The organism is Enterobacter sp. BIDMC93, assembly GCF_001037805.1.
Lineage (GTDB): Bacteria > Pseudomonadota > Gammaproteobacteria > Enterobacterales > Enterobacteriaceae > Enterobacter > Enterobacter hormaechei_C.
This window is the reverse complement of sequence record NZ_KQ089962.1, coordinates 4,259,266-4,282,471: the sequence shown is the minus strand read 5'-3', so window position 1 is coordinate 4,282,471 and position 23,206 is coordinate 4,259,266. Positions and strand designations below refer to the sequence as shown.

The following is a 23,206-nucleotide window of genomic DNA, read 5'->3' as shown; positions in this document are numbered from 1 at the left end:
ATGAAACCACACAACGTGTGTCAGAACTTAAGGTAAGTTGAATTCATGGCGATTGCACTGGAGCTTGAACAGCTCAAAAAAACCTACCCGGGGGGCGTCCAGGCGCTGCGCGGGATAGATCTTAAAGTCGAAGCGGGAGATTTCTACGCGCTTCTGGGGCCGAACGGGGCGGGAAAATCGACCACCATCGGGATTATCAGCTCGCTGGTCAATAAAACGTCTGGCCGCGTTAGCGTGTTTGGCTACGACCTGCAAAAAGACGTGGTCAACGCCAAGCGCCAGCTGGGGCTGGTGCCGCAGGAGTTCAACTTCAACCCGTTCGAGACGGTACAGCAGATTGTTGTTAACCAGGCGGGTTACTATGGCGTTGAGCGCAAAGAGGCGCTTGAGCGCAGCGAAAAGTATCTCAAACAGCTTGACCTGTGGGAGAAGCGTAACGAGCGCGCGCGGATGTTGTCCGGGGGGATGAAGCGCCGCCTGATGATTGCTCGCGCGCTGATGCACGAGCCAAAGCTGCTCATCCTCGATGAACCGACCGCTGGGGTGGATATTGAACTGCGTCGTTCCATGTGGGGCTTCCTGAAGGATCTGAACGACAAAGGCACCACCATCATCCTGACCACACACTACCTGGAAGAGGCGGAGATGCTGTGCCGCAATATCGGCATCATTCAGCACGGTGAGCTGGTGGAAAACACCTCAATGAAGAACCTGCTCTCCAAGCTGAAATCAGAGACCTTTATCCTCGATCTGGCGGCGAAAAGCGCCCTGCCGAAGCTGGAGGGGTATAACTATCGCCTGGTCGATACCTCGACGCTGGAGGTAGAAGTGCTGCGCGAGCAGGGGATCAACAGCGTGTTCTCCCAGCTGAGCACGCAGGGCGTTCAGGTATTAAGCATGCGTAACAAAGCGAACCGACTGGAAGAGCTGTTTGTCTCTCTGGTGCACGATAAACAAGGAGACAAGGCATGACGCATCTTTACTGGGTCGCGCTGAAAAGCATCTGGGCGAAAGAGATTAACCGCTTTATGCGCATCTGGGTGCAAACCCTGGTGCCGCCGGTGATCACCATGACGCTCTACTTCATCATTTTCGGCAACCTGATTGGCTCCCGCATTGGTGAGATGCACGGCTTTACCTATATGCAGTTTATCGTGCCGGGCCTGATCATGATGGCAGTGATCACCAACGCTTACGCGAACGTGGCGTCCTCATTCTTCAGCGCCAAGTTCCAGCGTAACATTGAAGAGCTGCTGGTGGCGCCAGTGCCGACGCACGTCATTATCGCCGGTTACGTGGGCGGTGGCGTGGCGCGCGGGCTGTGCGTGGGTATTCTGGTGACGGCGATTTCGCTGTTCTTCGTGCCGTTCCAGGTGCACTCGTGGCTGTTCGTGGCGCTCACGCTATTGCTGACGGCGATCCTGTTCTCACTGGCTGGCTTGCTGAACGCCGTGTTCGCCAAAACGTTTGATGACATCAGCCTGATCCCGACCTTCGTGCTGACGCCGCTGACCTATCTGGGCGGGGTGTTCTACTCCCTGACGCTGCTGCCGCCGTTCTGGCAGGCTCTGTCGCACCTGAACCCGATTGTCTATATGATCAGCGGCTTCCGCTTTGGTTTCCTCGGCATTACCGATGTCCCGCTGTTCACTACCGTTGTGGTGCTGGTGGTGTTTATCGTGGCGTTCTATCTGCTGTGCTGGTATCTGATCCAGCGTGGACGTGGGCTGCGTAGCTAACCTTCTGCCCGGCGACGTTCTGTTTGCCGGGCACTTTCTTTGACAGTTATCACCGTAAACTAACCTTCACCTGGATAAACTACTCGCCTGCTAAGGAGAGACGTTATGCTGGGATGGGTTATCACCTGCCACGATGAAGAGGCACAGGAAATGCTCCTGAAGCTGGAGGCCCGATTTGGCCCTCTGGCGCAATGTCGTGCGGTAAATTACTGGCGAGGGCTGAGCACCAATATGCTAAGCCGGATGATGTGCGACGCGCTGCATGAAACCGACACCGGTGATGGCGTGATTTTTCTCACCGACAGATCGGGCGCGGCGCCTTACCGTTCAGCGGCGTTAATGAGCCATAAGCATGATAACTGTGAAGTGATCTCCGGTATCAGCCTGCCTTTACTCGAAGCGATGTATCCGCTGCGCGCAACGTTGAGCAGCGCTGAGTTTCGTCACGCCATTGTGGCGCAGGGCTCGCCGGGCGTGAGCAGCCTGTGGCACCAGCAGCAGAAGAATCCGCCTTTCGTTCTGCTTCACGATCTGTATAAGCATTAAACATTGGTATTGATGTCGCTTTTGCTACAATGGCGACTGATTTTCCGTATCGATTTATATCCCATGCTCATGCGCGTTATCTTTATCCTTCTGCTACTGGTCTCCGGTGGTGCGTCTGCCAGCCTGACCAGTCAGCAAGGCCTTCCTGCCCAATATATGCAAACCACCGAAGATGCGGCCATCTGGGCGCAGGTGGGAAATGCCGTCGTGAACGTGGGCAATGTCCGCGCCGGGCAGATCCTCGCCGTCTTTCCGGCCGCGGCGGATTACTATGAATTTCGTTTCGGATTCGGTACGGGGTTTATTGATAAAGAGCACCTGGAAAAAGTGCAGGGTAAGCAACGCGTCGAGGATAGCCTGGGCGATCTGAACAAGCCGCTCAGCAATCAAAACCTCATCACCTGGAAAGACACGCCAGTGTATAATGCCCCCAGCAGCGGAAGCGCGCCCTTTGGCACCTTAAGCGCCAATCTTCGCTATCCGATTCTGAATAAGCTGAAAGATCGCCTGAACCAGACCTGGTTTCAGATCCGCATCGGCAATCGTCTGGCGTGGATCAGCAGCCTGGATGCACAGGAAGATAACGGACTGCCGGTTCTGACCTACCACCATATCCTGCGTGATGAAGAGAACACCCGTTTTCGACATACCTCCACGACAACCAGCGTACGTGCGTTTAATAATCAGATGGCCTGGTTACGCGATCAAGGCTATACCACGCTGACAATGTACCAGCTTGAAGGGTACGTGCGTAACAAGATGAACCTCCCCGCGAAAGCGGTGGTGATCACTTTTGATGATGGCCTGAAATCGGTGAGCCGCTACGCGTATCCGGTGCTGAAAGAGTATGGCTTCAACGCGACGGCGTTTATTATTTCATCCCGAATCAAAGGTCACCCGCAGAAGTGGGATCCCCGATCGCTACAGTTTATGAGCGTTCAGGAAATCAAGGCCATCCAGGATGTGTTCGACATTCAGTCTCACACCCACTTCCTGCATCGCGTTGATGGGTATAAACACCCCATCTTATTGAGCCGCAGCTATCACGTGATCCTGTTCGATTTTGAACGCTCACGGCGTGCACTGGCGCAGTTCAACCCGCGCGTGCTGTATGTTTCGTACCCGTTTGGCGGGTATGACAATAAAGCGATTAAAGCCGCTAATGATGCCGGTTTTCATCTGGCGGTGACAACGGTGAAAGGGAAGGTGAAGCCGGGGGATAATCCGTTCTTACTGAAGCGACTGTATATTCTGAGAACGGATTCGCTGGAGACGATGTCGCGGCTGATCAGCAATCAGCCGCAGGGGTAGGTTATTCGTACGTGGTCTGAATGGTCACGGTGGTACCGAAAACACCGACGGTTACCGGATCGCTGCCGGTTTTGACCAACCTGGCCCAAAGTGATCTGTCAATAATACTAACAGGATCCCCAACAACCTCTCCTATAGCAATGACACGTTGGGAACTGTCTGCCGGCACGGGGTAATGATCATTTTCAGAATCCGTAATCATGACGCCGACGCCTCCTGCCGCAGTAACACCACCAGTATTCTCGACGGTATTGGTAAAATATTTTTTATCTGCGGTGGTATGTGTGGAGGATAACGTATAGTAAACAGCGGTTGTATTTACACATGTACCCGTAACATGGAACTCGACTTTGCTGGTATTCCCGTTTTCGACTTCTGCGGGATACCAGTCACCAAGGTTTACCGTTGTGGGCGCACGTAAGACACAGGTCGGGCGATTTAATGGCATGCTGAATGACATTTCGCTCATGTTCACATGGGGACGAGGGTGATCGTATGTATCCGGATTGCTTGGATCACCCAGAATGATCTGACCAATGGGGCCTGCACCAGCCGTTAAAAAATTAACATCCGAAGGAACCCCCTGAAATCCATTGGTTTGATAGATTTCCATGCGCACATGCCAGGTTTTTCCGTCAAGCAGCTCTTCGTGATTGTCATTAGGTGCGGTCATATACCAGGAGCCTGCGTTGGGCGGGAACCACGCGGTGACGCCGTTACCATCGGGATACATCGCCAGGGTATAGACAATACCAGGAATATTCGTCCGGAAGGTGGCTTTGTTATCTATGTAGCCTTCCAGCATTGAGTTGTCGGTAATCTGATAGGTGTTTTCACCGTCCTTCCCGCCTGCACAATGGGATATTAACGCAGGCGTTGTTTCCATAATGATTGTATTACTGATCTGTATGGGAGTTGTTACTGTGCCCACAGGCAGAGGAGTGATAATCGGTTGTGCACCTGGAGACATAATCTGCAAGTCATCATGACCGTAAAATTTGCACTCCTCGAAATTAGCCCGTGCTGCGCCAGACAGCCCGAACGCTGCGAACGCTAATATAGTGAGATATTTTTTCATTCTAAATCCCTTTATTCGTAGCTGACATTAACCAGAACATTACTCATAACCACACCGCTGGTGATCGTTCCAATATTCTGATAACGTGCGTAAAAGCCATAATCCTTTATATAGTTCTCACTACTTCCACCGACATCGTAAATAACGTTTGATGTCCCGTCGCTGTTCAGGACGTTAGTTTTGAACGTATCTGAAAAAATAACGATACCCACATTTTCAGCCGCACCGGCTGTGGCATCGTTTTTAAACACCTGGTTGTGATTACTCCAGAAACCATTTTGCGGAGCAAAACTAAATTTTAGTTTGTTAATCGTTGCGCCTTCTGCACTGCTCGCGTAGCAGTCATCTACGTGGATCGTAAAAGGCGTTCCAGCTTCATCATCGTTTGGCGATAAACGATCGCTCTTGTCGCTGTTATAAAACCAGTCTCGTGACACGGTCGGCAAAGCGATCTCTCCGCCGTTTTCGACGCTTAGCCGACAGGTATTATTAACGATGTTTGCTGTCAGGTTTACATCCATACCTGAACCTGCCTGGCTTACGCCAGGCAGAGTGCTACCAGCCAGACCGATAAGCAACACAAGACCGGGCTGGTGTAAATTAAACGGTGATTGTTGCATAATGGTTCCTGGAATTATTGATAGGTGACTGTGAAGGTTACTGGCGCAGTAACGGCACCTGTGCCAACATCGGCAATATTTCTGTCTTTCGCAATCACAATGCGTGAGTTCATCGGGAATTCCCCTACACCGTCAGCAATGGTGACCTCCTGTGCCGCCGGAGGCCTTTTGCAACTCAACATTACGCCAGTATCTACAACTCCTGACCAGATTTCGAAGCCTGTTGCTAACCCAGCAGAATAAGAATCTCCGTCAGTTTTCGGACCCGAGCATCCCCCACCTGCACCACTCGCTGCGGCTACCGTTGCCTTAGTTACACCAGAGCAGTTTGTAAATGCAATTTTTAACGGCTCGACGCGAGTCTTATTCACCAGATCGGTTTTATATACGTCGCCAAACGCAATTTCAGTGGACGCAGTTCCTGCACCGTTAAGCACTTTTGCTGTACACGTGCCCGAGACTATATTTGATTTGATCGTTAATTTGACACTGTCAGTACCTGTAATTGCTGCGTTTGCCATTCCCGAATACAGAAGTGCAGAAACGGACAGGGCGATAAAAGTAGATTTAAATTTCATAATGTTGCTCCGTTTTCCTGCACCAATTACTCGTAGCTAAATTCAAAAGTCGCCGCGGCCTCAAAATCACCAACTGTCATGCTATTAACTTTGGTTTCACGTATTGTGGCTACTAAAGGAACTTCTTTATTCTGGATTTCTGTTGCACTCCAGACCAGTCGCTTAGCATCATCGTAAGAGTTGATGATAAACGGGGCCTCCGGTGCGCTGGCTCTGGCAATTTCAACAGCAGAGAAATCTGCGCCTCCATCGGCTTTTGGTTTTTGATTAACAAGGCCGCTAAGCAAATAACCCGATTGGCTTCCTTTTACCGTGGCTTTCAGTGAGGTCAGAGAGGCCGGGCATTCAACAATCACAATTTTGAAATTGGCATTTGCGGTGCCAGCTTTGACATCGTCGAGACGCACCTGGCCGCCGTTACCAATGAGCAGTGTTTGATCCGTATCGGAACCCGTACCGCCCATCAGTTTCATATCACAAGTGGTTTCACGGATATTGGCCGTAAAGTTAACGTCGAGATTCGTGCCCTCGGCGAGCGCCGAACCTGATAACGCCAGCATCGTTACGGCAACGACTGACAGGCTATAAAGATTTTTTTTCATACAAACTCTCGTCTATTTTCCCGAATAATTACATCTGGCACACTTGATTGCTGAGCACCGTTGTAAGTCCTACTTTTTGAGCATGTGATGAGACGTTATAATGCACGTCACATTTACTGTCTTTATCGCTTCCCCAGACAACATGAAGCGTGCCTTCATCCTCAACGCCGCGGACATAGGCTTGCCCCGCCTGTCCCACGGTGCCAATAGATTCATTTTTTTCATTTAAAACATCAGCGCCTAAAGGAATAAATCCGTTATCGGTGCGCTTAAGTTCTAAAATTAATGAACGACCTTCATCGGTTGCAAAATCAACCAGCACAACGGAACCACTGCGGGGAACCGTAATTTCACTGGTGTTTTTAATTTCAACGTCGTTTTCCAGCGTGCTGATATCAAGGTATACGCGGTTTTCACGGTAGGCAGACATATAAGGCAGAATGCCATAGCCGGAACTGCCTATTTCGCTGTTACCAAAGCCGATACCGGCGCCTTTCGCACCACTCGCTTTGACCAGTGCCAGCGCATCGTTGTCACCAATACTCCCTGGCGCAAATGCAATACCTCCTGAATGGATGACCATGCCACCGTTATAGGAGGCAGAATATTGTTTACTGTTGTCATCACCAAAAGAGGCAGATAACCCCAGCGGGCCATATTCACTGTTATAGGACCCGTAGCCGCTTATCTGATTCAGGTCACCATAATTACCACTGTTTGACGAGGCGCTAACGGAATAACTCACCTTATTATCTTGCGTATTTCCACCCGCGGATGTGTTAAAGCTTGTGCCGCCTTTAAGGTCGGAACGTAATCCCATATTGATGTTTGAGAATCCACCGGCATTCCCTCTATCTTTTGAGAATACACTTAATGGAATGCTTAGGCTTAAATAAACGCTATCGTCTTTCTTGCCGTTCTGATCATAGGTTCGCTGTAATGACAAGCTGTAGCTGCCGTAGGTGAAGCTATTGTTATACCCAATATTGTAATTGGAAGTAGAGCCCGTCGCGTTCCAGTAATCCTGCCAGGTGCCGCTTACATACAGGGAGCCAAAATTGTCTTCTCCGGAGGTTAGCGGTTGGTTAAGACTAATTTGCACCTGGTTTTTGGTGCGCTGATAGTCTGCATATAGCGCTTCGTTTGAGTCATAGCTACGGTTTGAGTACTTCTGGTGCCTAATACTGTCCTGAAGTTGCGCCGCATCGTTAAGCGTCAGGTAGTCTTCCGTCGAGAAACGATAAGCCGCAACGTTAAAGGAAGTATTCGTCGACTCAATCATTTTGCTGTAGGTTAAACGATAACTTTGCCCGCTTAATTTATCCAGCCCCTCAATATCTGCATAAGATTGCGTAACGTCGAATGCAAACGCACCAACAGGGGTGTTCATTGCCACGCCGAGAATACCGGCATAAAAATCCATGTCGGTATATTGCGCGCCAATATAACCCGTGAACGTATTATTCAGGCCATAGTAAAGCGTACCGTAACCCACTTTAGGCGCATCAATAAGTGACTCATCATTTAACTCACCTAAACCGACGTCCCAGCGAGAGGCTCCCGGACGGAGCATCTGCGTGACGGATGAAAAGGGTACGGTAAAGGAGCGTTTGCTGCCATCAGCTTCTTCAATCGTTACCAGTAAATCATTTCCGTAACCTGTGGTACTCAGGTCGTTTATTTCAAACGCGCCTGGTGGCACCGAGGTTTCATAAATCTTATTGCCGCTCTGCGTGACGCTGACCTTCGCGTTACTGTTCGCGACACCCCGAATGACAGGCGCGTAGCCTGTGGACCCCATTGGCAACATGCGATCGTCACTGTACATGCGTGCGCCGCGAAGGCTCATAGAGTTAAATGCCTCGCCACGCGTGTAAGAGTCGCCGATGACAAACTGGGCACTCAATGGTGTGATATCGCGCTGCAAATAGACATCCTGACTGGAGTATTTTGTGCCGCTATCTTTGTCCCAGTTAAAATTGCCACGCGAGCGCAGGCGCCATGGCCCCATATTCAGACCATAGCGTAACCCTACATATGCACTTTCTGATGTACTGCCGTTGTTCTCGCTACGCCAGCCGTTCATGTCATAAGAGAGCAGAGCGGCAGGAATTCCGTTATCCCACAACGATGGGTCGACATATCCCGCCGGGCGTTTCAGCACATAAATCTGGGGAAAATTAAAATCCATAACCTGCTTGCCACTGTCATAGCTAACCGTAGCGCCAGCGAAAGATTTTTTAATATCGACGCAGGTTTCATCGTCTTCCGGTCCGTCAGGCAATGTGCTGGTGTCGACACCCGATTGTGACAGCAGCAGTTTTGTTATGCACGGGGTCGCACGAGGTGTTCCGTTATCTTTAAACGTGACCTCCACGGTGGACTTCAGTTTACCGTTCAGGTTGATCTTAGTGCGATAGGTCCCCGGTAAAACCGGGTTGCCATGTGAAAAACGATTAATATCAATATTAGCGCTGCCATTTAAAAGAAATTGATCGTTAAACTCGACCTCTTCTTCATTGTCAGGCAGATCTTTTGCTGGCGTGATATTTTCTGCACAGGCATAAAAAGGCAATGCTGCACTTATCGTAAGACATAAAAGAGAACGTTTAAATAACATGGCACATCCACTTAATCAGTGCAGAGAGGGTGCTCTCCACAGAGTTAATGCTATTAATTATTATATGTATTAAAGGGTGCTCTATTTTAGTCCCGCTTCGTGATGGTCTGTGCCGCCATAGTCATTAATAGAATCAAACTCTACTTTACCATTTACGGCAGAAGCTAAACCTTTAACCGTCATTGTGGTATCACTGAACGGTGGAACGGCCTTATGATCAACGTCGTATGTTTTTTGACTGGCTTTAATGGTTACCGCCGAAACGGAGACGTTATACGGTGAATTATTATGGGCAACAAGCTTAACCGCGTTTCCTTCTTTTTTCTGCGTCCATGTCAAATGCTCAGCTGCTTCACCTGCCGAGCCTTTTAACCCGTCAGGACGGTAAAAGAATTTAATACGTGTTCTGAATGCCAGCTGAAGCTGGTTAAGATTCTCTTTATCCGCAGCTTTTGATTTTGGTGGAATCTCCAGGACATTGAACCAGAAAAGCGATTCACGATCCTGTGGTAAAGGTGTACCTGTGTAGGTAATACGTACGGATTGGCCTTTTTTCGGGTCAATACGGGATACTGGAGGGGTAATGATAAAAGGAAGCTTTAACTCTTCCGGATTTACGCCATCACGCCCATCATCAAGCCAGGTTTGAACCAAAAGCGGTTTGGTTCCATGGTTATCGAGATTAACAACAACATCCTTCGATGACTGTGGATAGATAATACGGGTGCCGGAAATAACAATATCCGCACTTGCATTCGATGTGGCCAAAACGGCAGTTGCGAGCAATACGGCTTGAAAACTTTTAATGAAGACTGAATGAGACATTTTTTCCACTTCCTTTTGGAATTACACAAGCAATCCCTCATTCATCATGAAGGATTGCTTAATTTAAAGTTTACGAATCTCTTATTCGTAAATCATGGTGAAGGCAACCTGTGCCTGCACGGTACCAGCAGAAACTGGATTACTTGTTGCATCCCAACCCTGACCCTGGGTGTACGCTACGCGGTAGTACAGGTTTCCTGCGCCAGAAGTTTCATCGATGGTTGCTTTCTGGGAGTTGTTAGTCTGGTCAATTTTGATCTGATCGACAGCTGAGTTACCGTCGTTTGACAGCACCAGGTTAACGTTCTTAGCTGAACCCTGAGCATTGCTTGGTGGAACCAGCAGACCGCCTTCGGTAGAAGAGGAGCCAGCCCAGGAAGAGAACTGTGCAGATGCTTTCTTCACAGTTGCGGTATCACAACCGGTCAGTGTAAGGCTGAATTTCTTTTCACCCAGGGTGCTGGTGCTACCCAGTGCGTTTGCGAAATCACGCACAAATACAGTGTCCAGAGTCACGTCAAAATCGTTACCGTTCTGATCGATTTTCTGGTCAAGGGAGACCTGGCAAGTATTGTTAGAAACCATGCCGTGGAAAGTAATAGTGCCGGTGTCAGGATCTGCTGCTAGCGCTGAACCCGCAACCAATACGCTTGCCATAGCAATTGCCAAACCATATTTTTTAGAAATCATTTAAATATCCATATTCGTTGAGTGAATAATAAGTGCCCGTAAAGCTTTTATTTGAAATTAAATTTCGTGGCGAATTATATTGTTAATCTCAATGAAATATAGATGTTGTGCGTGATTTAAACTAAATGAATAGTTTAGTAAATTTAAAATTATTTGTTATCAATGTGATGGGATTGTCTGGTTGTGCGGGGAGAGTTTGAATATTAATTCTATAAATGCTTTTTAAAGACCCATTCATTTAATAAATGCGCAGGAATGGGTCGTGGGATAAATATTATCAGGCAACCTGCACCGGAATCGCCTTCGCGGTACGCTTCATCTCATTGTCGCCTTCAAAGTACGCTACTTTTGGCTGCCAGCGGCGTGCTTCTTCGTCAGACATCATGACAAAGCTGGCGATAATCACGATATCGCCTACGTCCGCGCAGTGCGCCGCCGCCCCGTTGACGGAGATGATTTTGGACCCGCGCTCAGCGGCAATGGCGTAGGTAGAGAAGCGTTTGCCGTTATTTACGTTCCAGATATCAATGGCTTCGTTTTCGAGAATACCCGCCGCGTCGAGAAAATCCTGGTCGATCGCGCAGGAGCCTTCATAATGCAGGTCGGCCTGAGTGACTTTCACACGGTGAAGCTTACCTTGCAGCATTTTGCGAATCATTACGTTTACCTTTCATCTTCCGGGTAGAAAAACTACGCCAGCTCAACCACTTTGTTATCGATAAGGCGGGCCTGGCCGAGCCATGCCGCCACCAGAATTACCGCACGTTTGCTGGTCTCTGTAAGTGCCAGAAGCGTATCGGCATCCCGAATTTGAACGTCGTCAGCACGAAGACCTTTCTCGTTCAGCGCCTGTTCAGCCAGGGCGATGATCTCTTCTGCTGTTAACTCTTTTGCCAGCAGTTGCTCTGCCATGGTATTCATGACTTTGCTTAAGCCCGGCGCAATTTTACGCTGTTCGGCGGTCAGATAGCCGTTACGGGAACTGAGCGCCAGGCCATCTTTCGCGCGTACAATCGGCACGCCGACGATCTCGATGTCGTAGCCCATGTCGGCAACCATTTTGCGGATCAGCGCCAGCTGCTGGAAATCTTTCTCGCCAAAGCAGGCGATGTCCGGCTGCACCAGGTTAAACAGCTTGCTGACGATGGTGGAGACGCCACGGAAATGGCCCGGGCGGCTGGCGCCCTCCAGCATGGTCGAAATACCCGGCACGTCGACGTAGGTCGATTCAGTGGTGCCCTGGGGATACACATCTGCGGGTGCCGGTGCGAAGACGATATCCGCATGACGTTTTTTGAGCTTTTCGCAATCTTCCTGCAAGGTACGTGGGTAGCGCGCCAGATCGTCTTCGCGATCGAACTGCATCGGGTTAACGAAGATACTAACTACCACGATATCTGCCCGGGCTCTCGCTTCATCGACCAGCTTCATATGGCCGTCGTGCAGGTTGCCCATGGTTGGGACAAGGGCGATACGTTTACCTTCATGACGCGCCCGACGAATATGCTGACGCAGCAGCGGCAGGGTTTCTATGATTAGCACACCTGGACTCCTTAATGGAAACTGTGTTCTTCGCCCGGATAAACGCCGGACTCAACCTCGGCAATATACTGCCGCACAGCAGCACGCATGTCGCCTGCTTCTGACAGGAAATTTTTAGCAAATTTTGGAATATGGCCGCCGGTGATCCCGAAGGCGTCGTGCATGACCAGAATCTGGCCATCGGTGACGTTACCCGCGCCGATGCCGATCACCGGAATCGACAGCGCCTCAGTGATACGCTTAGCCAGCTCAACCGGCACACACTCCAGCACCAGCAGCTGCGCGCCCGCGGCTTCCAGCGCCACGGCATCATCAAACAGCGTCTGCGCCGCATCGCCTCGGCCCTGCACCTTATATCCACCAAAGATGTTGACCGACTGCGGCGTCAGCCCCAAATGACCACAAACCGGCACGGCGCGGTCGGTGAGCATTTTCACCGTATCGACCAGCCAGGCGCCGCCTTCGATTTTGACCATATTGGCGCCGGCGCGCATCACTGTCGCCGCATTTTCGAAGGCCTGCTCCGGGGTGGCATACGCCATAAACGGCAGATCGGAAAGCAGCAGGCAGGCGGGGGCACCCCGGCGCACGGCGCGGGTATGGTAAGCAATATCCTCGACCGTGACCGGCAGAGTGGAATCATGTCCTTGTACCGTCATCCCTAACGAGTCTCCGACCAGCATGACGTTGATCCCTTCTTCGGCAAACAGTTTTGCGAAGCTGTAGTCATACGCGGTGATAGTGGCGAAGCGTTTTTTTTCCTGTTTGCATTTCTGCAATAAGGAGATGGTGGTTGGTTTCATACTGTTTCCTGATGGCCCAAAAGCGAATCTTTGCGCATTCTAACAGTAACATTTGAGGGAACAATGATTTTAGGCAATCGATTAACCGCAAATAAGGAATGGTTAATCGATGCGGAGGCGGGATTACCAGCGGGCCGGTTTATCCGCGTTGAGATTTTGCAGAACGGCTTGCAGCGAGGAGCCGTCAGGGAAGGTGAGATCGGGCGCGACTTCAAACAGTGGCCAGAGCATAAACCCACGGTTTTTCATGTCGTAATGCGGAACGGTGAGGCGTTCGGTGTTAATCACCTCGTGACCGAAAAGCATAATATCGAGATCGAGCGTGCGCGGTCCCCAGCGTTCGGCTTTGCGGACACGACCCTGCTGTAGCTCAATACGCTGGGTATTATCCAGCAGCGTTTCTGCGTCAAGGGTCGTTTCCAGCACCACGGCGGCGTTCAGATAATCAGGCTGATCCTGCGGGCCAAGCGGCGGCGTACGGTAAAATGAGGACAGCGCGACGATGCGGCTTTGGGGGATCTCTCCCAGAGCCTGCACGGCAGCGTTAACCTGCTCCAGCGGAGAGGCCAGATTGCTGCCGATGGCGATATACGCAAGGGTCATGCCGTACCTTCACGACGCGGTGCGCGTTTGCGCGGGCGACGGTGACGACGGCGCGGTGCCGGTTCATCATCCAGATCCGTAAGCATATCTTTTTGCTCCGGTGGCGCAGAAACCTGAAACTCGCCCCACCACTGCGCCAGGCGCTGTAGTTCCGGGTTCCTTTCAACTTCAGCACGCAGAGAGAGCAGATCGAACGCGGCGCGGAACTTAGGATGCTCCATCAGCTTCCAGGCGCGTTTACCCTGACGGCGGGACATACGCAGCTGAAGCTGCCAGATATCACGCACCAGCGTGGTAATACGTTTCGGGATCGCCAGCGTGCGACAGCCTTCGTCCAGCACGTCGTTTGCCGCCAGCGCGAACGCATCATAATAGGCGAGACCGCTCTCCTGGGTAATGCGCTGCGCCGTTTCCAGCAGCGGATACCAGAACATGGCCGCGAACAGGAACGCCGGATTCACGCGCATATCGTTATGAATACGGGTATCGGTGTTCTTCAGCACCTGCGCAATTATCCGCTCCATTGCGCTGTCACCGTTTTCGGTGAAGTAGCGGGTAATGGTCGGGAACAGCGGCTGGAACAGGTTGTATTCACGCAGCAGGTTGTAGGTTTCAAACCCGTAGCCTGCCTGGAGCAGCTTTAACGACTCCTCAAACAGACGGGCAGGGGGCACGTCGTTGATCAGCGTCGCCAGGCGCGGGATCGGCTCTGCGGTTTCCGGGCTGATACGCATGTTCAGCTTGGCGGCGAAACGCACGGCGCGCAGCATTCGGACCGGATCTTCGCGATAGCGTGTTTCCGGCGTACCGATCAGGCGAATCAGACCATCTTTCAGATCCTGCATACCGCCGACGTAATCGCGCACGGTAAAATCCGCCACGCTGTAGTAAAGGCTGTTGATGGTGAAATCGCGACGCTGAGCATCTTCTTCAATAGAGCCGAAGATGTTGTCGCGCAGCAGCATACCGTTTTGGCCGCGCTGGGAAGTCGTGCGATCGTTAACGCCCGCTTCGTGGTGACCGCGGAAGGTCGCCACTTCAATAATTTCCGGTCCAAACATCACGTGCGCCAGACGGAAACGGCGGCCAACCAGACGGCAGTTGCGGAATAATTTACGCACCTGCTCAGGCGTGGCGCTGGTCGTCACGTCGAAATCTTTTGGTTTTTTGCCCAGCAGTAAATCGCGCACCCCGCCGCCGACGAGATAGGCCTCGTAGCCTGCTTTATTCAGACGATAGAGCACCTTGAGGGCATTTTCACTGATATCTTTGCGGGAAATATTGTGCTGCTCACGCGGAATGACCGACATGTGTGGCTGTGCAATAGCGTCGTTCGCCATGCTCTCTTCGCGGCTCAGCACTTTACGGCAAAAATTAGCGACTCGGGTAAAAATAGTACACCTCGTAGTGTGTTTTGTTATCAAAAAAGCGGCTAATCATAGCTCAGCGCAACGCATTTGAGAATGCTGGATTTTTGGCACGGCCATAAGCGCCCAGTCAGCAATGGCCGTTTTCAGCAATTCATCCAGACTCAGATCCTGCCATTCCTGCGTTACATTCTGGTTGAGAAATCGCAGCGCGTCGATCAAAACCGGGCGCGGATCGCCGTCAGGCAGCGCCGGGGCATGATTCTGTTTCGATAGCTTATTTCCCTGTTCATTGACTGCCAGCGGCAGATGGATGTAATCCGGCACCGCCCAGCCAAACTGCTGGTAAAGCGATATTTGCCGCACGGTAGGCTCAACCAGATCCGCCCCGCGCACGATTTCCGTAACACCCTGGAAATGGTCATCGACAACCACCGCCAGGTTATAGGCAAACAAACCATCACGACGGTGAATAATAAAATCTTCACGCGCCAGGCGTTCATCCGCCTGAATTGTTCCTGAGAGTACGTCGGTAAACTGCGTCACCGGAGAACGCTGTATCAGCCGCACGGCGGCATTCTCAGGACCGTTGTGCCGCGTACGGCAGTGGCCGTCGTAAACGCCACCCACGCTCTGAATTCGCGCCCGCGTGCAGGTGCAGTTATAGGAAAGGCCCTGTTCAGCAAGCCACGCCAGACGTTCACGGTAGGCATCATGGCGTTGAGACTGCCAGAGTATGTCGCCGTCCCAGTGAAGACCGTAATGTTCCAGCTGACGCAGAATAGTTTCTGCTGCACCGGGAACTTCACGTGGAGGATCGATATCTTCAATGCGGACCAGCCATTGACCCTGACGGGCGCGAGCCTGTAGGTAGCTGCCGAGCGCGGCAATTAATGAGCCGAAGTGTAATTCACCGGAGGGAGATGGCGCAAAGCGCCCGATATAGTGAGATTCAGACATATCAACGGTAACAAGGCGGGAGAGACTCCCGCCTTAGCTGAGTAGTGAGAGGGCGGGCGTTAGCCGGCCATCTGTTTTTCGCGGATTTCTGCCAGCGTTTTACAGTCGATGCACAGATCGGCTGTTGGACGCGCTTCCAGGCGACGAATACCGATTTCAACACCGCAGGATTCGCAGTAGCCAAAATCTTCGTCCTCGACCTTCTTCAGCGTTTTTTCGATCTTTTTGATCAGTTTGCGCTCGCGGTCACGGTTACGCAGTTCGAGGCTGAACTCTTCTTCCTGAGCGGCACGGTCGACCGGGTCCGGGAAGTTAGCAGCTTCATCCTGCATATGTGTAACGGTGCGATCGACTTCATCCCTGAGTTGATTACGCCATGCTTCAAGAATACGCTTGAAGTGCGACAGCTGGGCTTCGTTCATATACTCTTCGCCCGGCTTCTCTTGATACGGCTCCACCCCAGCGATGGCGAGAATACTCAGGGACGATGTTTTACGGTTTTGCCCTTCTTGCATGTTGCTTCTCCTTAACACGCACTATCGATCCCCGTGTTGGGGGAAAAATCAGGTCGCTATAAATAGCAGATGCTTTTCCGTATGGCAATTATCTAAACGTAACACTTGACAACCCTGTGAGGAAAAGCGTATTTGCGCACGCGGCCAGAACACTTATTAGTCAATCGTCTAATCCCTTATAAGACAATGGGAAGAGAGGATCTCAGAGTCATATTATCGGCAGAAAGTTCCGCTTTATAAGCGAAAATCTCTACCCCCTGCTTTTGTGCCTCATTCAACAATTGCGCGTATTTAGGATCAATATGACGGGCCGGGGAAAACCGTTCAATGGCTGAATGCAGAACCGCAAACAGCAACACGGCGCGCTTGCCCGCCGCCGCTACACTCATTAGCTCTCGCAGATGCTTCTGGCCACGTAGCGTTACCGCATCCGGAAAGAAGCCGTTTTCCTGTTCCGCTAACGTCACTGATTTCACTTCAATATAGCACTCAGGGCGGTCTTCCGCCTGTAACATAAAATCAATTCTGCTGCCTTCATTGCCATATTTCACTTCGCTTTTTTGCGTGCCGTAACCCACCAGTTCAGGAAGCATTCCATTTGTCAGGGCTTCCTTAACCAGCTGATTTGCGCGCAGGGTATTCACGCAAATAAATGCCCCGCTTTGCGTCTCGGTCATTTCCCAGGTATGAGGATATTTGCGTTTAGTATTTTCTGATGTGGAATACCAGACCGTGTCACCCGGCGTGGCGCAACCGGTCATGGCGCCGGTGTTAGGGCAGTGCAGCGTGAGCGTTTCGCCCTCAGGGGTGATCACGTCAGCGAGAAAGCGTTTGTAACGCTGGATCAGCGTGGCGGGCTGGAGTGCAGGGCTAAACTTCATCAGGATTCCTTAACGTGTCGCCCAGCGTCCAGCGCTGAAGCGGAGTATAGCGGGTGCGTCCTTGTACAAAGGCAGATTCGTACAGCGCAAATTCATTCACCTGAAAGGACCAGTGAAAGCCCGGTGGCGGGATGGCAACGGCCTGACCCGCGTCGCGCAGCAGGGTAATGTGGGGATGAAACGGCTGTGGGCTCTGATAACAGCCGCTTCGCGCGGCCTGCGCCCGCAGCATGTTGGCGAGCTGTAGCAGTCCGCGAGGGGGCTGCCGCGTCCCCAGCCAGACCACCCGAGAGCGCAGCCATTGCCCGGCATCGTCAAGATGCAGCGTAAACCCCGGCTGCGAAATGCGTCCGGCCATTGCGCTTAACGCGCGCTGCTTTTCAGCGCTTACTTCACCAAGAAAGGCTAACGTCAGGTGCATATTGGCGGCGACGACGGGGCGGCCCGCTTCTGCGGGGAAGTGGCTGGCGCGCCAGCGAACAATCTGCCGTTGAAGCGTGGTGGGTAATTCAATGGCGAAGAATAGCCGTTTTGACTCAGACATGCGCAAGACTCGGTAATGATATGCGCCGATGCTACAATGTACGCCGATTAATGTTAACCCTCTGGAGCCGTAAGTGTCCTCTTTGCCCGTCGCCGTCGTCCTTCCTGAGCTACTCGCAGCCTTAGAACATGCGCCACAGGTTTTGCTCAGCGCGCCCACCGGAGCGGGTAAATCCACCTGGCTGCCCCTGCAAATTCTGCGCGAGGGGAGCATCAGCGGGAAAATTATCCTGCTGGAGCCGCGCAGGCTGGCGGCGCGCAATGTGGCGCAGCGCCTGGCTGAACTGCTGAATGAAAAACCGGGCGAGACGGTAGGGTACCGGATGCGCGCCGAAACCTGCGTTGGACCGTCCACGCGGCTGGAGGTGGTCACCGAAGGTATTCTCACCCGTATGCTGCAAAATGATCCGGAGCTGACCGGCGTCGGGCTGGTGATCCTTGATGAATTTCACGAGCGCAGCCTCCAGGCCGATCTGGCCCTTGCGCTGCTGCTCGACGTTCAGCAGGGGCTGCGCGACGACCTTCGGTTGCTGATTATGTCGGCGACGCTGGATAACGAGCGGCTCCGGCAGACGCTCCCTGACGCGCCGATGATCTCCTCTGAAGGGCGTGCGTTCCCGGTCGAGCGCCGCTATCAGCCGCTGCCTGCCCATCAGCGTTTTGACGAAGCGGTTGCCATCGCCACCGCCGAATTGCTCCGTCAGGAACCCGGCTCGCTGCTGCTGTTTTTACCCGGCGTAGGCGAAATCCAGCGCGTACAGGAGCAGCTGGCATCCCGGGTGAACAGTGACGTTATGCTGTGCCCGCTCTACGGCGCGCTGCCGTTGGCTGACCAGCGCAAGGCGATCCTTCCCGCACCGGCGGGGCAGCGCAAAGTGGTGCTGGCAACCAATATCGCGGAAACCAGTTTGACCATCGAAGGCATTCGCCTGGTGGTGGACAGTACGCAGGAGAGGGTGGCCAGTTTTGATCCGCGTACCGGGCTGACCAGGCTACTGACGCAGCGCATCAGCCAGGCCTCAATGGTGCAGCGCGCAGGGCGAGCAGGGCGTCTTGAGCCGGGTATTTGCCTGCATTTAACCAGCGCCGAGCAGGCGGAGCGTGCGGCATTGCAGAGCACGCCTGAGATTTTACAAAGCGATCTCTCCGGGCTGGTGATGGATCTGATGCAGTGGGGCTGCCCGGCCCCTGACCAGCTCACCTGGCTTAATCCTCCGCCTGTCGTGAACCTTTCCGCCGCGCGCAGCCTGCTGACCCAGCTTGGCGCGCTGGAAGGCGAGCGACTGACGGCGCGCGGTCAGAAAATGGCGGCGCTGGGCAACGATCCGCGTCTGGCGGCAATGCTGGTGGCAGCACAGGGCGACGATGAAATTGCCACGGCGGCAAAACTGGCGGCTATTCTTGAGGAGCCGCCGCGCGGTGGCAGCAGCGATCTGGGACAGGCCTTTTCTCGCCATCAGGGAAACTGGCAACAACGCGCGCAGCAGCTGTGTAAACGCCTGAATTGCCGGGGCGGTTCGCCTGACAGCGATAAAGTTATCCCTCTGCTGGCCCAGGCCTTCCCGGACAGGATCGCTCGCCGTCGCGGGCTGGATGGTCGCTATCAGCTGGCAAATGGGATGGGCGCGTTGCTGGACAGCGATGACGCCCTGACGCGTCACGAATGGCTGATCGCGCCGCTCTTGCTCCAGGGCAGCCACTCCCCGGACGCGCGTATTTTACAGGCGGTTGCCGTGGATATTGACGCGCTGACGCGTGCCTGCCCGCAGCTGCTTCAGCAATCTGACATCGTGGAATGGGATGATGCCCAGGGCACGCTGAAGGCGTTCCGTCGTAGCCAGATTGGCAAATTGACGCTCGGGACGAAACCGCTGGCGAAGCCGTCGGAGGAAGAGTTACACCAGGCGATGCTGAACGGCATTCGGGAAAAAGGGCTGAGCGTACTGAACTGGACGCCGGAGGCCGAACAGTATCGCATTCGCCTGCATTGCGCCGCGAAGTGGCTGCCGGAACAGGGGTGGCCTGCGGTGGATGATGAGACGCTGCTCGCGACGCTTGAACAATGGCTGTTGCCGCAGATGAACGGCGTACACTCGCTGCGCGCCCTGAAGGCGCTTGATGTTAAGGCAGCGTTACAGAATTTACTGGACTGGTCGTTACGTCAACGTCTGGATAGTGAACTGCCTGGGCATTACACTGTGCCAACCGGGAGCCGGATTGCCATTCGTTATCATGAGGATAATCCGCCGGCGCTGGCGGTTCGGATGCAGGAGATGTTTGGTGAGGCCACCACGCCGTCCATCGCTGAAGGGCGCGTGCCGTTAGTGCTTGAGCTGCTTTCGCCTGCGCATCGTCCCTTGCAGATCACCCGCGATCTGGGGGCGTTCTGGGCGGGGAGCTATCGTGAAGTGCAGAAAGAGATGAAAGGGCGATATCCCAAACACGTCTGGCCGGACGATCCGGCGAATACCGCGCCGACACGGCGCACGAAGAAATATTCGTAATGGATCGAAAAGGGGAGTGCGGCCTGATGCCCTCACCCCGGCCCTCTCCCACAGGGAGAGGGAGAAACAAACTTTGAGAGATTTCTTCTTTCACTGACCTGTGCAAGATAAGAAAATCTGGCCTTTGCGCCTGAATGTTGCGGAGAAAAAGCATGGCGGGGAATGACCGCGAGCCAATAGGACGTAAGGGAAAGCCGACGCGTCCGGCGAAAGAAAAGGTAAGCCGTCGTCGCCTCAGAGATGAGGAGTATGACGATGACTATGAAGACGATTATGAGGATGAAGAACCGATGCCACGTAAAGGGAAAGGCAAAGGGCGTAAGCCTCGTGGTAAGCGCGGCTGGTTCTGGTTGCTGCTGAAGCTGTTCATTGTTTTTGTTGTCCTGATCGCGATTTACGGCGTTTATCTGGATCAGAAGATCCGCAGCCGTATCGACGGGAAAGTCTGGCAATTGCCTGCGGCAGTGTACGGTCGCATGGTGAACCTTGAGCCGGACATGTCCATCAGCAAGAACGAGATGGTGAAGCTGCTGCAAGCCACGCAGTATCGTCAGGTCACGAAAATGACCCGTCCGGGTGAATTTACCGTCCAGGCGAAAAGCATTGAGATGATCCGCCGTCCGTTCGACTTCCCGGACAGTAAAGAAGGGCAGGTGCGCGCGCGTCTGACCTTTGACGGCGATCGTCTGGAAACCATTGAGAACATGGATAACGATCGCCAGTTCGGTTTCTTCCGTCTCGATCCGCGCCTCATCACCATGCTGTCGTCCGCAAACGGCGAACAGCGCCTGTTCGTGGCGCGTAATGGCTTCCCGGATCTGCTGGTAGATACCCTGCTGGCAACCGAAGACCGCCACTTCTACGAGCACGACGGTATTAGCCTTTACTCCATTGGTCGTGCGGTACTGGCGAACCTGACCGCCGGGCGTACGGTGCAGGGGGCGAGTACCCTGACCCAGCAGCTGGTGAAAAACCTGTTCCTCTCCAGCGAACGCTCTTACTGGCGTAAAGCCAATGAAGCGTACATGGCCGTGCTGATGGATGCACGCTACAGCAAGGATCGTATTCTTGAGCTGTACATGAACGAGGTGTACCTCGGTCAGAGCGGTGACAACGAGATCCGCGGCTTCCCGCTGGCGAGCCTGTACTACTTTGGTCGTCCGGTAGAAGAGCTGAGCCTTGACCAGCAGGCACTGCTGGTGGGCATGGTGAAAGGCGCGTCGATCTACAACCCGTGGCGTAACCCGAAACTGGCGCTGGAGCGTCGTAACCTGGTGCTGCGTCTGCTGCAACAACAGCAGGTGATTGACCAGGAGCTGTACGACATGCTGAGCGCGCGTCCGCTGGGCGTTCAGCCGCGTGGTGGGGTGATTTCTCCGCAGCCAGCCTTTATGCAGATGGTGCGTCAGGAGTTGCAGTCTAAGCTCGGGGATAAAGTGAAAGATCTCTCCGGCGTGAAGATCTTTACCACCTTTGACTCCGTGGCACAGGACGCCGCAGAAAAAGCGGCGGTAGAAGGTATTCCGGCGCTGAAAAAGCAGCGTAAGCTGAGCGATCTGGAAACCGCGATGGTAGTGGTTGACCGTAACACCGGCGAAGTTCGTGCCATGGTGGGTGGCGCTGAGCCGCAGTTTGCGGGCTATAACCGTGCCATGCAGGCGCGTCGTTCAATTGGTTCACTGGCAAAACCGGCGACCTATCTGACCGCGCTGAGCCAGCCGAATCTTTATCGCCTGAATACCTGGATTGCCGATGCGCCAATTTCCCTGCGCCAGCCTAACGGCCAGGTTTGGTCACCGCAGAACGATGACAGACAGTTCAGCGGCCAGGTCATGCTGGTGGATGCGTTAACCCGCTCGATGAACGTGCCAACGGTTAACCTCGGAATGGCGCTGGGCCTGCCGGCCATTACCGACACCTGGCAGAAGCTGGGGGTACCGAAAGATCAGCTGCACCCGGTGCCAGCGATGATTCTGGGGGCGCTTAACCTGACGCCAATCGAAGTGGCGCAGGCGTTCCAGACCATCGCCAGCGGCGGTAACCGTGCTCCGCTTTCCGCTCTGCGTTCGGTGATTGCCGAAGATGGCTCCGTGCTGTATCAGAGCTTCCCGCAGGCAGAACGTGCAGTTCCGGCGCAGGCGGCCTATATGACGCTGTGGACCATGCAGCAGGTTGTCCAGCGCGGTACAGGCCGTCAGCTGGGAGCGAAGTATCCGGGCCTGCATCTGGCGGGTAAAACCGGGACCACCAACAACAACGTCGATACCTGGTTCGCCGGTATTGATGGTCGTGAAGTGGTCATCACCTGGGTGGGGCGCGATAACAACCAGCCGACCAAACTGTATGGCGCGAGCGGTGCGATGTCGATTTACCAGCGCTACCTGGCCAACCAGTCTCCGGTGCCGCTGAACCTGGTTGCCCCGGAAGATATCGTTGATATGGGCGTGGACGCATCGGGCAACTTTATTTGCGGTGGCGGGATGCGTACGCTGCCGGTCTGGACGACTAACCCGGATGCGCTGTGTCAGCAAAGTCAGCCAGAAGAACCGACAGGTAACCCGTTCGATCAGTCTTCTCAACCTCAGCAGCCGCAGCAGCAACAGCCGCAGCAGCAGAATGAGAAGAAAGACAGCGACGGTGTCGCCGGCTGGATCAAGGACATGTTTGGCGGAAACTAATTAGTTTCCTGAATAAAAGGCCGCTTAATGATTAAGCGGCCTTTTTTTATGTTTACATTCATTTATATTTAAAATTATTAAATTTAAAATGTAGAATTATTAATTTTTGCTTTTTTTCATCTAAAACAGAAAGTTGTGTCCGATTATTCGGGTGTTATCATTTTGCGATCTAGACGTGATGAAGAATAATCTGATTAAATC

22 protein-coding genes are annotated in these 23,206 nt (G+C 53.2%); 6 read left to right on the top strand and 16 right to left on the bottom strand.

The window, feature by feature from the left end; all coding sequences use genetic code 11:
- The first annotated feature begins 45 nt into the window (after positions 1–45).
- The 4 genes from SK58_RS20040 (at position 46) to SK58_RS20025 (ending at position 3,596) form a co-directional block, all read left to right on the top strand.
- A complete protein-coding gene (locus SK58_RS20040; protein ID WP_023295928.1) occupies positions 46–972 on the top strand; it encodes an ABC transporter ATP-binding protein in 927 nt (308 codons plus the stop codon).
- Positions 969–1,739 carry an ABC transporter permease gene (locus tag SK58_RS20035; RefSeq protein ID WP_003856297.1) on the top strand — a complete coding sequence of 257 codons (771 nt, stop codon included), beginning with the start codon at positions 969–971 and terminating at the stop codon, positions 1,737–1,739. The genes SK58_RS20040 and SK58_RS20035 overlap by 4 nt, the downstream gene beginning before the upstream one ends.
- A gap of 105 nt (positions 1,740–1,844) precedes the next feature.
- Positions 1,845–2,285, top strand: coding sequence for a PTS sugar transporter subunit IIA (locus tag SK58_RS20030; protein ID WP_015572698.1), 441 nt, complete (start codon positions 1,845–1,847; stop codon positions 2,283–2,285).
- A gap of 63 nt (positions 2,286–2,348) precedes the next feature.
- Entirely contained in the window at positions 2,349–3,596 is a 1,248-nt protein-coding gene (locus SK58_RS20025; RefSeq protein WP_017383761.1) for a polysaccharide deacetylase family protein, read from the top strand.
- Between the two features lies 1 nt (position 3,597).
- Here the strand turns inward: SK58_RS20025 and SK58_RS20020 are convergent, their stop codons facing one another.
- The 16 genes from SK58_RS20020 to thpR form a co-directional block, all read right to left on the bottom strand.
- On the bottom strand, positions 3,598–4,674 hold the full coding sequence (locus SK58_RS20020) for a fimbrial protein StkG (protein WP_048220364.1): 1,077 nt from the start codon (positions 4,672–4,674) through the stop codon (positions 3,598–3,600).
- A gap of 11 nt (positions 4,675–4,685) precedes the next feature.
- Positions 4,686–5,294, bottom strand: a complete 609-nt coding sequence (locus tag SK58_RS20015) for a fimbrial-like protein (protein WP_048220363.1) — start codon at positions 5,292–5,294, stop codon at positions 4,686–4,688.
- 14 nt (positions 5,295–5,308) lie between these two features.
- Complete coding sequence (locus tag SK58_RS20010) at positions 5,309–5,872, bottom strand: fimbrial protein (RefSeq protein ID WP_047056014.1); 564 nt, start codon at positions 5,870–5,872, stop codon at positions 5,309–5,311.
- A 26-nt stretch (positions 5,873–5,898) separates the two neighbouring features.
- Positions 5,899–6,474 carry a fimbrial protein gene (locus tag SK58_RS20005; RefSeq protein ID WP_048220362.1) on the bottom strand — a complete coding sequence of 192 codons (576 nt, stop codon included), beginning with the start codon at positions 6,472–6,474 and terminating at the stop codon, positions 5,899–5,901.
- A gap of 28 nt (positions 6,475–6,502) precedes the next feature.
- Positions 6,503–9,094 carry an outer membrane usher protein gene (locus SK58_RS20000; protein WP_048220361.1) on the bottom strand — a complete coding sequence of 864 codons (2,592 nt, stop codon included), beginning with the start codon at positions 9,092–9,094 and terminating at the stop codon, positions 6,503–6,505.
- 81 nt (positions 9,095–9,175) lie between these two features.
- The gene (locus SK58_RS19995) at positions 9,176–9,919 is read right to left on the bottom strand and encodes a fimbrial chaperone (RefSeq protein ID WP_015572704.1); all 744 of its coding nucleotides are present in this window, start codon (positions 9,917–9,919) and stop codon (positions 9,176–9,178) included.
- Positions 9,920–10,000: 81 nt separating this feature from the next.
- Positions 10,001–10,609, bottom strand: a complete 609-nt coding sequence (locus SK58_RS19990) for a fimbrial protein (RefSeq protein ID WP_017694495.1) — start codon at positions 10,607–10,609, stop codon at positions 10,001–10,003.
- 277 nt (positions 10,610–10,886) lie between these two features.
- On the bottom strand, positions 10,887–11,267 hold the full coding sequence (panD, locus tag SK58_RS19985; protein ID WP_003856284.1) for an aspartate 1-decarboxylase: 381 nt from the start codon (positions 11,265–11,267) through the stop codon (positions 10,887–10,889).
- A gap of 32 nt (positions 11,268–11,299) precedes the next feature.
- A complete protein-coding gene (gene panC / locus SK58_RS19980; RefSeq protein WP_017694494.1) occupies positions 11,300–12,151 on the bottom strand; it encodes a pantoate--beta-alanine ligase in 852 nt (283 codons plus the stop codon).
- Positions 12,152–12,162: 11 nt separating this feature from the next.
- The gene (gene panB, locus SK58_RS19975) at positions 12,163–12,954 is read right to left on the bottom strand and encodes a 3-methyl-2-oxobutanoate hydroxymethyltransferase (RefSeq protein ID WP_015572705.1); all 792 of its coding nucleotides are present in this window, start codon (positions 12,952–12,954) and stop codon (positions 12,163–12,165) included.
- 123 nt (positions 12,955–13,077) lie between these two features.
- Positions 13,078–13,557, bottom strand: a complete 480-nt coding sequence (folK, locus tag SK58_RS19970; RefSeq protein ID WP_015572706.1) for a 2-amino-4-hydroxy-6-hydroxymethyldihydropteridine diphosphokinase — start codon at positions 13,555–13,557, stop codon at positions 13,078–13,080.
- Complete coding sequence (gene pcnB, locus SK58_RS19965; protein ID WP_026080645.1) at positions 13,554–14,951, bottom strand: polynucleotide adenylyltransferase PcnB; 1,398 nt, start codon at positions 14,949–14,951, stop codon at positions 13,554–13,556. The genes folK and pcnB overlap by 4 nt, the downstream gene beginning before the upstream one ends.
- A gap of 42 nt (positions 14,952–14,993) precedes the next feature.
- Entirely contained in the window at positions 14,994–15,884 is an 891-nt protein-coding gene (gene gluQRS, locus SK58_RS19960) for a tRNA glutamyl-Q(34) synthetase GluQRS (protein WP_047731440.1), read from the bottom strand.
- A 59-nt stretch (positions 15,885–15,943) separates the two neighbouring features.
- Positions 15,944–16,399 (bottom strand): RNA polymerase-binding protein DksA, encoded by a 456-nt coding sequence (gene dksA / locus SK58_RS19955; RefSeq protein WP_001155232.1) that lies wholly within the window; start codon positions 16,397–16,399, stop codon positions 15,944–15,946.
- 176 nt (positions 16,400–16,575) lie between these two features.
- Positions 16,576–17,280, bottom strand: a complete 705-nt coding sequence (sfsA, locus tag SK58_RS19950) for a DNA/RNA nuclease SfsA (RefSeq protein ID WP_048220360.1) — start codon at positions 17,278–17,280, stop codon at positions 16,576–16,578.
- Entirely contained in the window at positions 17,270–17,824 is a 555-nt protein-coding gene (gene thpR / locus SK58_RS19945; RefSeq protein WP_003856249.1) for an RNA 2',3'-cyclic phosphodiesterase, read from the bottom strand. Before thpR ends, sfsA begins: the two co-directional genes overlap by 11 nt.
- A gap of 73 nt (positions 17,825–17,897) precedes the next feature.
- Between thpR and hrpB the strand changes: the two genes are divergently transcribed.
- Both hrpB and mrcB read left to right on the top strand, forming a co-directional pair.
- Positions 17,898–20,327, top strand: a complete 2,430-nt coding sequence (gene hrpB, locus SK58_RS19940) for an ATP-dependent helicase HrpB (RefSeq protein WP_048220359.1) — start codon at positions 17,898–17,900, stop codon at positions 20,325–20,327.
- A gap of 152 nt (positions 20,328–20,479) precedes the next feature.
- Positions 20,480–23,005 (top strand): bifunctional glycosyl transferase/transpeptidase, encoded by a 2,526-nt coding sequence (mrcB, locus tag SK58_RS19935; protein WP_015572709.1) that lies wholly within the window; start codon positions 20,480–20,482, stop codon positions 23,003–23,005.
- The last annotated feature ends 201 nt before the right edge of the window (positions 23,006–23,206 follow it).